The sequence below is a fragment of the Salinicola endophyticus genome (assembly GCF_003206575.1).
Taxonomy (GTDB): Bacteria; Pseudomonadota; Gammaproteobacteria; order Pseudomonadales; family Halomonadaceae; genus Salinicola; species Salinicola endophyticus.
The window spans coordinates 566,049-579,807 of record NZ_PZJO01000001.1 but is presented as its reverse complement, the minus strand read 5'-3'; the positions used below and the strand labels follow the sequence as shown (position 1 = coordinate 579,807).

9 protein-coding genes are annotated in these 13,759 nt (G+C 64.2%); 6 read left to right on the top strand and 3 right to left on the bottom strand.

The genetic code is table 11. The features are described 5' to 3' along the window. Positions 1-89: 89 nt before the first annotated feature. A complete protein-coding gene (locus DOM66_RS02570) occupies positions 90-1,016 on the bottom strand; it encodes a LysR family transcriptional regulator (protein ID WP_110675889.1) in 927 nt (308 codons plus the stop codon). A gap of 210 nt (positions 1,017-1,226) precedes the next feature. Here DOM66_RS02570 and DOM66_RS02565 point away from each other — a divergent pair, with 210 nt between their 5' ends. The 5 genes from DOM66_RS02565 (at position 1,227) to betT (ending at position 10,398) form a co-directional block, all read left to right on the top strand. Further along, entirely contained in the window at positions 1,227-2,315 is a 1,089-nt protein-coding gene (locus DOM66_RS02565; RefSeq protein WP_110689149.1) for a 4-oxalomesaconate tautomerase, read from the top strand. A 248-nt stretch (positions 2,316-2,563) separates the two neighbouring features. Next, positions 2,564-3,679: a type 2 periplasmic-binding domain-containing protein gene (locus DOM66_RS02560; RefSeq protein WP_110675885.1), complete on the top strand. Its 1,116-nt coding sequence runs from the start codon at positions 2,564-2,566 to the stop codon at positions 3,677-3,679. Between the two features lie 39 nt (positions 3,680-3,718). Continuing rightward, positions 3,719-5,674, top strand: coding sequence for a tripartite tricarboxylate transporter permease (locus tag DOM66_RS02555; RefSeq protein ID WP_110689148.1), 1,956 nt, complete (start codon positions 3,719-3,721; stop codon positions 5,672-5,674). 323 nt (positions 5,675-5,997) lie between these two features. Continuing rightward, positions 5,998-8,052 (top strand): choline transporter, encoded by a 2,055-nt coding sequence (locus tag DOM66_RS02550; protein ID WP_110689147.1) that lies wholly within the window; start codon positions 5,998-6,000, stop codon positions 8,050-8,052. A gap of 282 nt (positions 8,053-8,334) precedes the next feature. Next, entirely contained in the window at positions 8,335-10,398 is a 2,064-nt protein-coding gene (gene betT / locus DOM66_RS02545; RefSeq protein ID WP_110689146.1) for a choline BCCT transporter BetT, read from the top strand. A 66-nt stretch (positions 10,399-10,464) separates the two neighbouring features. Here betT and DOM66_RS02540 read toward each other — a convergent pair whose 3' ends face one another. After that, on the bottom strand, positions 10,465-11,652 hold the full coding sequence (locus DOM66_RS02540; RefSeq protein WP_110689145.1) for an MFS transporter: 1,188 nt from the start codon (positions 11,650-11,652) through the stop codon (positions 10,465-10,467). 152 nt (positions 11,653-11,804) lie between these two features. On the opposite strand from DOM66_RS02540, the gene DOM66_RS02535 reads away from it, so the two are divergent. Then, positions 11,805-12,701 carry a LysR family transcriptional regulator gene (locus tag DOM66_RS02535; protein WP_110689144.1) on the top strand — a complete coding sequence of 299 codons (897 nt, stop codon included), beginning with the start codon at positions 11,805-11,807 and terminating at the stop codon, positions 12,699-12,701. A gap of 104 nt (positions 12,702-12,805) precedes the next feature. On the opposite strand, the gene DOM66_RS02530 is transcribed toward DOM66_RS02535, so the two are convergent. Then, positions 12,806-13,657: an ATP-grasp domain-containing protein gene (locus DOM66_RS02530; protein WP_110675873.1), complete on the bottom strand. Its 852-nt coding sequence runs from the start codon at positions 13,655-13,657 to the stop codon at positions 12,806-12,808. Between the last annotated feature and the right edge of the window lie 102 nt (positions 13,658-13,759).

Genomic DNA, 13,759 nt, shown 5'->3' with positions numbered 1-13,759 from the left:
GCGTGAGATATCCGCCGAAAAGGCGCATTTGTGCCCAATGAATGACATGAAACTTGTCGCCGCGATAATGCTGTTGCCTCACCGAAAGCCTAGAGATGTATCGGCCCGCCGTTCTCGCCCCCCTCACCGCGATCCCAGTGCCGCAGCAGCGTCTCGACGAAGCGCTCCGCGGCCGGTGACAGCGCGCTGTCGCGGCGGCGCACCATCCCCAGCGTGCGTTTGACCAGTGGTTCGACCAGCGGGCGCTGCACCAGCAGCGGGTGCTCGTCGTCCGGCATCGAGAGCCGCGGCACCGCGGCCACGCCGAGGCCCGCTTCCACCATCCCCAGCGAGGTCGACAGATGCTGGACCTCGTAGAACCAGGTCGGGCGCTGGGTCAGCGACGACAGCTCATGGTCGAGCAGCATCCGGTTGCCGCTCATCCGGCCCACGCCGATCAGCTTGTGCTCGCTCAGCTCGCTCCAGGTCACCTGTGCTTGGGCGGCGAGCGGGTGGTCGTGGCGGCACACCAGCACGAACGGCTCGACCACCAGTGGCGTGAAGCGAATGTCCGGGTGGTGCCCGCTGAGCATGTTGATGCCGAACTCGGCCTCGCCGCTGAGCACGGCACCGAGACCGTCATTGGCGCTGAGATCGAGCAGGCGAATGCGGATGTTGGGGTAGCGGGCGTTGTACTCGCGGATCACCGCGGGCAGGAAGTAGAACGCCGCGGTGGGAATGCAGGCGAGGGTGATCTGGCCGATGCGGTTCTCCGCCAGGGCGCGAATGTTGAACAGGGCGTGGTCGAACTCATCGAGCAGACGCTTGGCCTGGGGGAAGAAGTCGCGGCCCACGGTGGTCAGGCTCACCTTGCGCGTGGTACGCGCCAGCAGCGGGGTGCCGAGTATCGCCTCGAGCTTCTGGATGCGTCGGCTCAGCGCCGGCTGCGACAGGTTGAGCGCCTCGGCGGCGGCCTGGAAGCTCTCCAGCTCGGCGACCTTGAGGAAGGCCTGGATCTGCTGAATCTCATAGTTCATTAGTCGAATGCCTCGCTGTCACCAGGATCGCTTTCAGCGCCCAGCACCAGTGTTTTTCCATTATTTATCAAACGGTTATATAGATTTTTTTAATTGATGCGCAATATGCATTAATGTCCACGATAATGGCATTGGAATGGCGATTTCAAGCATGCGAGCTTCCCCGTCACTTGTCGGCCACGACGGCCGTCACGGGAAAGGAAACACGTCATGCGAGCCATACCCTGCGTCCTGATGCGCGGCGGCACCTCCAAGGGGCCGGTCTTTCTGGGACGCGATCTGCCCAGCGATCCCGCGCAACGCGATGAGCTACTGCTGACCCTGATGGGGTCGGGCAACGAACTCGAAGTCGACGGCATCGGTGGCGGTTATCCGCAGACCAGCAAGGTCGCCATCGTCACTCCCTCCGCCGAGCCTGGGGTCGACGTCGACTATCTCTTCGTTCAGGTGATGGTCGAGCAGCGCCGGGTGGATACCTCTCCCAACTGCGGCAACATGCTCAGCGCCGTGGGGCCCTTCGCCATCGAGCATGGCCTGGTCGCCGCGACGGGGGACGTCACCCGGCTGACCATCCGCAATCTCAATACCGGCAGCTTGATCGATGCCGAGATCTGCACGCCGGGTGGGCAGGTGACCTACGTCGGCGATACCCGGATCGACGGCGTGCCCGGCAGTGCCGCGCCGGTGCTGCTGGAGTTCCGCAACGTGGTGGGGGCCAAGACCGGCAAGCTCTACCCCACGGGTAAGCCGGTGGAGACGATCGACGGGTTCGAGGTGAGCTGTATCGATGCCGCCATGCCGATGGTGCTGATACGCGCCGCCGATCTCGGCAAGCGCGGCGACGAAACGCCCCAGGCGCTGGATGGCGACCACGAGCTGCTGGCGCGGCTGGAGTCGATTCGTCTCAAGGCCGGCGCTGCCATGGGCCTGGGTGACGTGCGCGAGCGCGTGATTCCCAAACCGGTATTGATCAGTGCACCAACGGCCGGCGGCACCCTGTGCGTGCGCTATTTCATGCCACAGCGCTGCCATCGGGCGCTGGCGATCACCGGCGCGGTTGGGCTGGCGGTGGCCTGCGCCGATGGCCGTGGCCTGGTCGGGGAGATCGCCGGCGCGCCGGACGCGGACGGCTTGCTCGAGTTCGAGCACCCCAGTGGCCGGCTCGGGGTGATCTCGCGCTGGCCGACGGGGCAGGCGTGGCCGAGCTGTTCGCTGATCCGCACCGCGCGGCGGCTCTTCAGCGGCAGCGTCTACGTGCCTGAGAGGGTATCCAGCGAGGCCGATGAGGCGGTCGGCTGAACATGGCGCCAGGCCATGCCTGAAAAGGACCGCGCTTGACCATAGGGCGTTAACAATCGGCTCACTGAACAACGTTCAGAACGTCCGAAGGGCGAGCGGAGCGAGTCACAAGCTCATTGGCACCCCGTAAACATCGCTCTTTCGCCAATTTTCGCCTGGTCGGGTCTTCGCTTTTCAGATCAAAACCTAGCCGACGGTATGACGACATAACAGCCATAACAGCAACAACAGTAACCAGGAGAAGTGCCATGCACGCCAAGCGCACACAGACTTTTTTCCCTCGCGTCGGCCGCCGCTGCGTCCTCGCGCTGGCCGCGGCGCTGCTGCCGCTGGGGGCGCAGGCCGCGGAGTCCGCGACGGTGCCCGATACGCTCGAGTGGACCGTTCCCTTCGGGGTCGGTGGCGGTACCGACGTCTGGGCCCGTTTCATGTCGCACTGGATGGGTGAGGCGCTGCCTTCGCATCCCACCATCGTGATCGACAACGTGCCCGGCGGCGGCTCCATCACCGGGACCAACCTGTTCTACGCCCGTGCCGACGACGACGGCTCGCAGATGCTGGTGACCTCGGCTTCGACCCAGTTCCCGGCCATGCTCGACGACCCGCGGGTACGTTACGACTACGCCAAGTGGACGCCGATCATCGCTGCCCCCACCGGCGGCGTGGTCTACGCCCAGCCGGGCTACGGCAAGGATACGGATACGATTCTCGCCGCGCTGCGCGAGTCGCCGACCAAGTTTGCCATGCAGACCCCCACCGGACTGGAGATGCCGGTACTGCTGGCCTTCGACCTGCTGGGACTGAAAGTGGAGCCGGTCTTCGGCATGCGCAGCCGTGGCGAGGGCCGGCTGGCGTTCGAGCGCGGCGAGGCGGGGGTCGACTTCCAGACCACTTCGGCCTACTTCAGCAATGTCGCCCCGCTGGTCGAGGCGGGCAAGGCGGTGCCGCTGTTCTCGCTCGGGGTGATGAACGCCGACAACGTCATCGAGCGTGATCCCGCTTTCCCCGATCTGCCCACCTTCTCCGAACTCTACCTGGCGCAGCCCGGCCATAGCCGCGATGACACCGCCTATCAGGTGTTCCACAAGTTCTTCGCCTCCGGCTATGCCCTGCAGAAGCTGCTGCTGGTGCCCAAGGACACCCCGCCGGCGCTGATCAAAGCCTATCGCCAGGCCGCGGCGACACTGCCCAAGCGCGAGGACTTTCTGACCGCAGCACGCAACCAGGTCGGCCCCTACACGCCGGTGGTGGGCGAGGTCGCGGCCAAGCAGCTGGAATCCGCCATGCAGCTCAGCGACGCGCGCCGCCAGTGGGTGATCGACTGGCTCAAGTCGCGCTACGGCGTACGCGTTGCCACGCGCTGATCAAGGGCCGGCGCCGACGCCGGCCAAGGAGACAGAACGATGATCGATGCGTTGATGACGAGCCTGGGCGAGGTGTTCAGCGGCGCCCATCTGCTCTACATGGGGTTCGGCGTGCTGGTGGGGCTGCTGGTCGGGATCATCCCCGGCCTGGGCGGTATCGCCGGTATGGCACTGCTGCTGCCGTTTCTCTACGGCATGTCGCCGGGCCTGGCACTGGGTATGCTGATGGGCATGGTGGCGGTGATCCCCACCGGCGATACCTTTACCTCGGTGCTGCTGGGGATACCCGGTTCGAGCGCCTCCCAGGCCACGGTGATGGATGGATTTCCGCTGGCCAAGAAAGGGCAGGCGGCACGGGCCCTGGCCAGTGCCTTTCTCTCATCGCTGTGCGGTGGCGTGATCGGGGCGGTGGTGCTGACCGGCTTCATTCTGGTCGCCCGGCCGCTGGTGCTGGCGTTCTCGTCGGCGGAGCTGTTCGTGCTCACGCTGCTGGGCCTGGCGATGGTCGCGGTGCTCTCCGGCGAGAGCCAGTTCAAGGGCATGGCGGCGTGTGGTCTGGGGCTGCTGCTCGGAGCGATCGGCACCGCGCCGGCGACGGGTGAGTTCCGACTCAATCTGGATGTGGGCTATCTCTACGACGGTGTGCCGCTGATCGTGGTGGGCCTGGCGATCTTCGCCCTGCCGGAGATCATCGACCTGCTGATCCAGCGCGGCAGCATTGCCCGCGAGCGCACGTCGCTGGGGCATGGCTGGCGCCAGGGGATCCGCGACGTGGTCGACAACCGCGGGCTGGTGGCCAAGTGCGCCGGTATGGGTAGCATCATCGGTACCATCCCGGGGCTGGCGGGCTCGGTGGTCGACTGGCTGACCTACGCTTTCGCCTCACGAACGGCGAAGGGCGAGAAGCACTTCGGCCAGGGCGATATCCGCGGCGTGATCGCGCCGGAGTCGGCCAACAACGCCTGTGCCTGCGGGGCGATGGTGCCCACGCTGCTGTTCGGCGTGCCGGGGTCGGGGACCGCGGCGATCTTCCTCGGTGGCCTGCTGCTGCTCGGCCTGGAGCCGGGTGTGAGCATGATCTCCACCCATCTCGACCTGACCTACACCATCATCTGGTCGCTGGCGCTGGCCAATATCCTGGGAGCGGCGCTGTGCCTGGTGCTGGCACGTCCGGTGGCGCAACTGACGCGAATTCCGTTCGTGCTGCTGGCGCCGGTCATCACCACGCTGATCCTGTTCGCCGCCTATCAGGCCACGCGCTCGCTGGGCGACTGGTACACGCTGCTGGCGGTGGGCGCTGTCGGGGTGCTGTTCAAGCGTGCCGGCTGGTCGCGACCGGCGTTCCTGATCGGTTTCGTGCTGGCACCGGGGGCAGAGACCTACTTCTATCAGAGCGTGCAGTTCCAGGGCATGTCGGCGTTCCTGCGTCCCGGCGTGCTGATCATCCTGGGCATGATCGCACTGGCGCTGCTGCTGCCGCTGTTCAAGCGGCTCCTGCGTCGGCGCCAACCGCTGGCGGTGGGCGCCGACGTCAGTTCGCCCCAGCAACCGCCTGCGGTGCCTACCTTCGGGCGCGTCGACACGCTGCTGGTGGTGGGGCTTCTGCTGCTGGCCGCGGCGTCCTGGTACGACATCAGCGGGCTCTCCTTCCTCGGCGGTATCTTCCCGCGCCTGGCGATCACGATCATGGCCGCGGGGGCGGCGCTGAGCGCCCTGGAAGCGTGGCGCCGCGGCGCACGCTGGGAGGCGCAGCCGCTGGGCGAGCCGCTACTGTGGTTGGCAGGGCTCCTGGGCCTGGTGGTGGCGGCGTCGCTGCTCGGCTTCGTCAGTGCCGCGACGCTGATGGCCTTTGCGTTCCTGCGCGGTGTGGCCAAGGCGCGCTGGTCGATGGCGCTGGCGATCGCTGCCGGTATCGCCGCCTTCCTGCTCGGGATGCAGGCGTTGCTCAACCTGCACTACCCCAGCGGCTGGCTGGATGCGCTGATCGGTCTCTGAACGCTCGCGCCACAGCGGTGATCCAAGGCGCCTCCCCGAGCGGGGAGGCGCCTTTTTTTGACCTCAGGCCCCGCCATGGTTGGTGTCCAGCGTGATGGGAGCCGGTGTGCTCGGGCGGCAGGCAGTGCAGCGGGGGTGCGGTTGAAAGTCGCAGCATAACGCCGTATTTTAATTGAACGGTCAATCAATAAAAACATGTGACGTCTACCTGGCAGTCATCGTCGATCCACGCCGCGCGCTCCTGTGCCTCGCCAACGACTGTCTGACATAGGTCGTGGATACGCTCGACTGCCGCTGTACTCCTACAACGACGAGGATCGCTCATGCATCCACAACACACCGACGACGCCAGCCGCGACCGCCTCAATCCGGTAGTGTTCTACGGCTCGGCCATCGGGATCGTACTGTTCGCGCTCTGGACCATGCTCTTCACCGAATCGGCCGGGGGGGTGATCAACGCCATCCTGGGGTGGATCTCCGAGAGCTTCGGTTGGTACTACTTTCTGGCCGTGGTGATCTATCTGGTCTTCGTGATCGTGATCGGGGTATCGCGCTTCGGCAAGATCAAGCTAGGGCCGGAGCACGCCAAGCCCGACTTCAACATGGTCTCCTGGGCCGCCATGCTGTTCTCCGCCGGTATCGGTATCGATCTGCTGTTCTTCTGCATTGCCGAGCCGGTGACCCAATTCCTGGCACCACCCGACGGCGAGGTGGGCACAGTGCAGGCGGCGCGCCACGCCATGGAGATCACCTTCCTGCACTGGGGACTCTCCGGTTGGGGGATCTACACGCTGGTGGGCATGTCGCTGGCGTTCTTCAGCTATCGCCACAATCTGCCGCTGACCATCCGCAGTGCGCTCTATCCGATCTTCGGCAAGCGCATCGACGGCCCCATCGGGCATAGCGTGGATATCGCCGCGGTGCTGGGCACGGTGTTCGGGATCGCCACCAGCCTGGGGATCGGCGTGATCCAGCTCAACTTCGGCCTCAACTACATGTTCAACGTGCCGGAGAATACGCTGGTGCAGGCCGCGCTGGTGGTCATGATCGTATTCTTCGCTACGGTCTCGGCGGCGACCGGGGTGGAGAAGGGCATCCGGCGGCTCTCCGAGTTCAACATGCTGCTGGCGCTGGCACTGCTGCTGTTCGTGCTGTTCAGCGGCAAGACGCTGTTTCTGCTCAATGCGCTGGTGCTCAACGTCGGCGACTACTTCTCCCATTTCATCGATCTATCGATGAACACCTACGCCTTCGCGCCGCCGACCGACTGGCTCAATGCGTGGACACTGTTCTTCTGGGCCTGGTGGATCGCCTGGGGCCCGTTCGTGGGGCTGTTCCTGGCGCGTATCTCGCGCGGGCGCACCATCCGTGAGTTCGTCGCCGGTACGCTGATCCTGCCGCTGGCGTTCATGATGGCGTGGATGTCGATCATGGGTAACAGCGCCATCGACATGGTGATGAATGGCGCCAGCGCTTTCGGCGATACGGCGATGAACACACCGGCCTCGTCGATCTATCTGTTCCTCGAGTCGCTGCCATGGACCGGGCTGACCACCATCGTCACCACCATTCTGGCGATCGTGTTCTTCGTCACCTCGGGGGACTCGGGCGCGCTGGTGCTGTCGAATTTCACCTCGCGGCTCAAGGACGTCAACAGCGACGCACCGATCTGGATGCGTATCCTGTGGGCGGCGGTGATCGGCGTGCTGACCCTGGCACTGCTGATGGCCGGCGGGCTCTCGGCGCTGCAGAGCGCGGTGGTGATCACCGGGCTGCCGTTCTCGATCGTGCTGTTCTTCATGATGGCCGGTCTGCTCAAGGCGCTGCGCGTCGAGGGCTACAAGGAGGACAGTCTGCGCGCCAGCCTCTCCGGGCATCTCTCCGGGCGCACCCAGGCGGGCGGGCGCAATCCGCGTAGCTTGCACCAGCGTCTGGGGCGGGCGATGAGCTTCCCCGGGGCCAAGCAGGCGCGCCGCTTCCTCGACGAGACCGTACATCCGGCGATGGAAGCGGTCAGCGAGGGGCTGCGCCAGCAGGGCGTCGGCGTCGAGCTGCAGGAGGTCAAGGGTGAAGACCCGCACCTGGCGCTGAATGTCTCCCTGGGGGACGAGCAGAACTTCACCTACCAGGTCTGGACGCGCCAGTTCGCCACGCCGTCGTTCGCGCGGCGCGCGCCGCAGGGCCAAGCCCGCTACTACCGCCTGGAGGTCTACCTGCTGGAGGGGAGTCAGGGTTACGACCTGATGGGCTATACCCAGGAGCAGGTGATCGAGGATATCCTCGACCAGTACGAGCGCCATCTCCACTTCCTGCACATGAGCCGCGAGGCGCCGGGCAGCGTGACCATGCCCGACAGCCCCGAGCAGCCTCCGGCTTGAACCGACACGGCCGCCACCTTTGCCAAAGGGTGGTGGCCGTTGTCTCTGGGCGCCTCACACGGCGGCTCGCCGTGTAGCGCCGGGTTGCGTTGACCGCGGAGACGGCGGGCGTTGAAAGTCGCCCTGGCCGGTATGCCCCGAGTCGACTTAACTCAAGGCAAGATCGCAGCGGCCCGCGAGGGACAGCGGGAGCAGCGTGCTGCGTTCGATGGCTCGTCGTCGCCCATGAAACACGCTGGGCGCGATGGGTCGGACGTCATTTCGACACCGGATGGACACCGTATGCACACACAAAACGACAATAACGCACCAGCCAGGGACCGACTCAATCCTGTCGTGTTCTACGGCTCGGTGATCGGCATCGTCGCCTTCTCGATCTGGGCGATGGTCGCCACCCAGCAGGCCAATGAGATCATCAATGCGCTGCTGGGATGGATCTCCAACACCTTCGGTTGGTACTACTTCCTGACCGTCGTCATCTATCTCGCTTTCGTGATCTTCCTGGGCGTCTCGCGCTTCGGCAAGATCCGCCTCGGGCCCGAGCATGCCAGGCCTGACTTCAACATCTTCTCGTGGTCGGCGATGCTGTTCTCCGCCGGCATCGGTATCGGGGTGATCTTCTTCGCCCTGGCCGAGCCGCTGACCCAGTTCTACCAGTCGCCGCAGGTGCCCAGCGACCAGGTGATGGCAGCGCGCCACGCCATGGAGCTGACCTTTCTGCACTGGGGCATCTCGGGCTGGGGCATCTATACCCTGGTGGGGATGTCGCTGGCGTTCTTCAGCTACCGCCACAACCTGCCGCTGACCATCTCGAGCGCGCTCTATCCGATCTTCGGCAAGAAGATCTATGGCCCGATCGGCCATGCTGTGGATATCGCCGCGGTACTGGGCACGGTGTTCGGGATCGCCGCCAGCCTGGGGATCGGCGTGATCCAGCTCAACTACGGCCTGGACTTCATGTTCGGCATCACTGAGAGCGTCTGGACCCAGACCGTTCTGGTGCTGATGATCGTGCTGTTCGCCACCATCTCCGCGATCACCGGGGTAGAGAAGGGCATCCGGCGGCTGTCGGAGTTCAACATTCTGCTGGCGGTCGCGCTGCTGCTGTTCGTCCTCTTCGCCGGCAAGACCATCTTCCTGCTCAATGCGCTGGTGATGAACGTCGGCGACTATCTCTCCGACTTCGTCTCGCTGTCGTTCAATACCTACGCCTTCGACCGCCCGACCGAGTGGCTCAACGCCTGGACGATCTTCTTCTGGGCCTGGTGGATCGCCTGGGGTCCGTTCGTGGGGCTGTTCCTGGCGCGTATCTCGCGTGGGCGTACCATCCGCACCTTCGTCGCCGGCACCCTGAGCCTGCCGATCGCCTTCATGATGATCTGGATGTCGATTCTGGGTAACAGCGCGCTGGACATGGCGATGAACGGCGCTCACGACTTCGGCCAGCAGGTGATGAACAACCCGCCGGCGGGCATCTACCTGTTCCTGCAGGCTTACCCGTGGCCGGTGTTCACCACCATCGCGGTGAGCGTGCTGGCGATCGTGTTCTTCGTCACCTCGGGGGACTCGGGCGCCCTGGTGCTGTCGAACTTCACCTCGATCCTCAAGGACGTCAACAGCGATGCCCCGATCTGGATGCGTATCCTGTGGTCGGCGGTGATCGGTGTACTGACCCTGTCGCTGCTGCTCGCCGGGGGACTGAGCACGCTGCAGAGTGCGGTGGTGATTACCGGGTTGCCGTTCTCGGTCGTGCTCTTCTTCATGATGGCCGGGCTCTACCGGGCGCTGAAGGTAGAGGCGTTCAAGGAGGATAGCCACCGGCTCAGCCTCTCGGGGTCGCTCTCCGGGCGCATGTCCACCGGTGGCCGCGGTGCAGGCTACGACTGGCGCAAGCGGCTCAAGCGGGCGATGTCCTTCCCCACCCGCGACGAGGCGTGTCAGTTCCTCGAGCAGACCGGACGTCCGGCGATGGAGGCAGTACGCGACGAGCTCGAAGGCCAGGGCGTGAAGGTGCAGATCAGCGAGGGCACGCAGAACGACGACGACTATCTGTCGCTCTACGTCGACCTTGGCAGCGAGCAGAACTTCACCTATCAGATCTGGACGCATCCGTTCGCCACCCCCTCGTTCGCCATGCGCACGCCGCGCAGCAGCAGCCGCTACTACCGGCTCGAGGTCTATCTGCTCGAAGGTAGCCAGGGTTACGACCTGGCCGGCTACACCCGTGAGCAGGTGATCGACGATATCCTCGACCAGTACGAGCGCCATCTGCAGTTCCTGCATCTCAACCGCGAGGAGCCGGGCAGCATCAACATGCCTGACAGCCCGGAGCAGCCGCCGAGCTGAGTTTACGCATCTCGCCATACCGACCCCGGCCAACTGGTCGGGGTTTTTTCAGGGTTGGAAACACGATTACTGTTTGACAGGGCGGCTGGCTCCCGCACTCATCGCGACGCTTAAGGCAACGAGGGTGAGAATGCCCGCGATAAAGAGATACAGGCCCGAGTCGCCCGTCAGGGCCATGGTTGCCGCCGCAGCCGTCGGGCCAAAGGTGGTGCCCAGGCAGAAGGCGATGAGCAGTGCGCCACCGGCTCGCACGAAATCGCCGGGATCGAGTCTATCGTTCACATAAGCGACTCCTAGCGAATAGACCGGATGGCTGAACCCGCCCAGCAGAAAGCTGAATATCACCAGATCCCAGAATCCTGACGCCATCGTGGCGATCAGGACCGCCGCCAACGCCGAGCTTGCCGATGCGACGAAGAGCACGGGCAACCGCCCAAAACGATCCGCTGCCGCCCCCATGATGGGGTGGGCGAAAGTGGGGGCGATCAGCATGGAACCAATAAAGATCGCGATCTCCGAGGTGTCGAGGCCTGCTCTGTCCCCATACACCCCGGCCATGCCGTAGAACGCCGCATTGACTGAGCCAGAGACGAACGCGGCCAGCATGCCAAGCGGTACGAGCGAGAGCAGGCGCCCAAAGGGCAGCGTCCCGGGTTCGTTTTGCACGGGTTCTTCCAGGGGACAGAACACCAACGGGATGATCGCTAGCGTAAATAGCAATCCAGCCAAGAGGTAAGGTTGACCATTGAGGCCCAGTCCCAGGACGAACGGGCTGATCGCGATACCCAGCATGCGTACCGCTTCGTAGATCGACATGCCACGCGCGCGGGTCTGGTTCGTCGAGGCGTAGTTGATCCAGCTCTCAATGACTACATAGTAACCGCCCAGACAAAACCCGGTGATGAAACGCATGAGTATCCACACCTTGGGGTCGTCCGACAGGGCCAGTGCCATAGTGCTGATGCCTGCCGTCGCCGCCAGGAATGAAAAGGTCCGAATGTGGCGTATGCGAGCAATGATCCGCTCGGTCAACAGGGAACCGGCAAAGGTCCCGGCAAAGAAAACGGACGTGATCAACCCGATGATAAGATCACTGGCGCCCTGATCCTGCAGTTTGAGTCCGATGAGCGGGAAGAGCCCCCCGGTTGCGAGGCCAAACGCGAGAACACCGGTCAAGATAAAGCCGAAGGCCCGGAAAATGCCGAATAGATTGGCGTCAGAGGGTATCTGGGTTTGCAGGAGACGAGCGGACATAGAGCCATTCCTTGTTTGCTGATGCGCGATTGGCCCGCGAGAGGGATACCGACGCCCCGAGCGCCATTGGCAGGCACCATTTGATCCTATGAGTCCTGATTTCTTCCGATAACCCCTTGAGTCGGCACATTGCCTGTTCTAATTTGGAACATATGCGCTATGAAGCCGATATGGCCATATTTCACGCTATCTTGAGCGCCGGGAGTTTTTCTGGGGCTGCGGCCAATCTCGGCCTGACGCATTCAGCCGTCAGCAAGCGCATAGCGGCGCTAGAAGACAGGCTCGGCGTACAGCTTCTCATCCGTTCGACGCGTCACCTTCGATTGACGAATGCCGGCGAGCTGTATGCCGCCGAAACGCGCGACATACTCGCTCGCCTGACGGCGGTGGAAACGGAAGTGGCCGAAGGCGCAGGCACGGTTCGCGGGCGGATCCGCGTGACGGCATCGAATGCGCTCGGCCGTATGCATGTCGTGCCGGCCCTTTTCGCGTTCATGCAGCGCTACCCAGAGGTGCAGGTCGATCTGACACTGACGGATGCCGTCGTGGATATCGTCCAGGAGGGGGTGGACCTCGCGATCCGCAGCGCCAGCTTGCAAGACTCGCGTCTTGTCGCTCGCAAGCTGGCAACCAACCGGCGGATGGCCTGTGCTAGCCCGGTTTATCTCGCCGCACGGGGTACCCCGCAACGCCCCGAAGACATGCACAACCACGCCTGCCTTCGTCTGAACCTGGCCGGCAGTTTCAATCAGTGGGGGCTGGCCTCGGCAAGCGGCCAAAGGGTTCAGCTTGGCGCCGGTTTCTCCTGCAATTCGCTGGAAACTCTGCATGCGGCTTGCCGGCAAGGGCACGGTATTGCCTGGCTGCCCCTGTTTCTGGTGAAGCAGGATATCGAAGATAACGTGCTACTGCCGGTACTCGAGGCTTACCGCGACGCGACCTGCGATACGTCGATCTCGATCGTGCGTCCCCACATGCACTATGTGCCGAACCGTTTTAGGGTGCTGACAGACTTTATCGTCGACTGGTTCGATCGCCTGGCGTTTTGAGTTCGACGTCTCCCGGGGCCCTCCGTAGACCTTCATCGAAAAAGCGTCGTTTGCCCCATACCCGAAATCCCTGAGCCGCCCTGAGGGGCGGGCCCCTGAACGGTTCAGGGGCGCGTGTCGCAGGTCGTCTCCGTCGGCGGTTCCCAGGCCGTCGGCAGGTCTGCCGCATCGGGCACCTTGTCGGTCAGGCCGAGTTCGCGGCGACCCAGCCAATCCAGCATCGCCTCTGCGGTCACGCGGCCGGCGTCGGCGATGCCCTGGGTGCCGAACAGGCGGTTGAACTCGAACAGCACAGGCGTCTCGCCGAGCATGGCGACGTCGAAGCCGCCATGGTCGATCTGGAAGGTCGCGGCGACCCGTTTCACCAGCGCTACCGCCGCCTCGGGGATCTCCTCGTGGTCGATCCGGCCGCCCTGGGCGACGTTGGCGCGATAGCCGCCCAGCGGCGTCACTCGCCAGTAGCTGGCGAGAATGCGATCCCCCACCAGCACGATACGCAGATCGCGATCGATCGGTAGCCTGGGCTGGGCGTAGAGCACCGGATTCTCCGCGGCGAAGCGCTCGAGCTCGCTGCGTCGCTCGGCCAGGTGCACGCCATTGCCGCGGGCGCTGCGAATCTCCTTGAGAATCATCGGATAGCCGATTTCCGCCTCCACGGCGTCGATGCCGTGGGCGGTGTTGGCCTGGATCGCGGTGGGCGGAATATGCTGCGGAAAGGCTGCGCGCATGGCGCGGGTCTGCTCCACCTTGTCGTGTCCCAGATAGTAGGTCGCGGGCGAGGGGAAGATGCGCTTGTGCAGGGCATGCAGCAGCACGTTCACCTGCCAGTAGCTGGGAAACAGTAGCCAGTCGGCGGCCGTGATCTCATCCAGGTGATCGAACATGCGTTCGGGCTTGATATAGCGAACGTTCGGCATGCCGAGGGTGCGGGAGACATCGAAAGTGATCAAACGCATCGGAAACCTCGTCGAGGACAGGCGCGCCAGCAGGTCAGGGGAGCGCATCATCCGCGGCTTTTTTGCGCTTGGCAAGAGGGGCGAGAGAGTTTGTTGGTGGCC

Excerpts from the sequence above, each read along its gene's own strand:
- DOM66_RS02550 (WP_110689147.1), top strand. The coding sequence starts at position 5,998 with ATGCATCCACAACACACCGACGACGCCAGCCGCGACCGCCTCAATCCG.
- DOM66_RS02555 (WP_110689148.1), top strand. The coding sequence starts at position 3,719 with ATGATCGATGCGTTGATGACGAGCCTGGGCGAGGTGTTCAGCGGCGCC.
- DOM66_RS02530 (WP_110675873.1), bottom strand. The coding sequence starts at position 13,657 with ATGCGTTTGATCACTTTCGATGTCTCCCGCACCCTCGGCATGCCGAAC.
- DOM66_RS02535 (WP_110689144.1), top strand. The coding sequence starts at position 11,805 with ATGCGCTATGAAGCCGATATGGCCATATTTCACGCTATCTTGAGCGCC.
- DOM66_RS02540 (WP_110689145.1), bottom strand. The coding sequence starts at position 11,652 with ATGTCCGCTCGTCTCCTGCAAACCCAGATACCCTCTGACGCCAATCTA.
- DOM66_RS02570 (WP_110675889.1), bottom strand. The coding sequence starts at position 1,016 with ATGAACTATGAGATTCAGCAGATCCAGGCCTTCCTCAAGGTCGCCGAG.
- betT (WP_110689146.1), top strand. The coding sequence starts at position 8,335 with ATGCACACACAAAACGACAATAACGCACCAGCCAGGGACCGACTCAAT.
- DOM66_RS02560 (WP_110675885.1), top strand. The coding sequence starts at position 2,564 with ATGCACGCCAAGCGCACACAGACTTTTTTCCCTCGCGTCGGCCGCCGC.
- DOM66_RS02565 (WP_110689149.1), top strand. The coding sequence starts at position 1,227 with ATGCGAGCCATACCCTGCGTCCTGATGCGCGGCGGCACCTCCAAGGGG.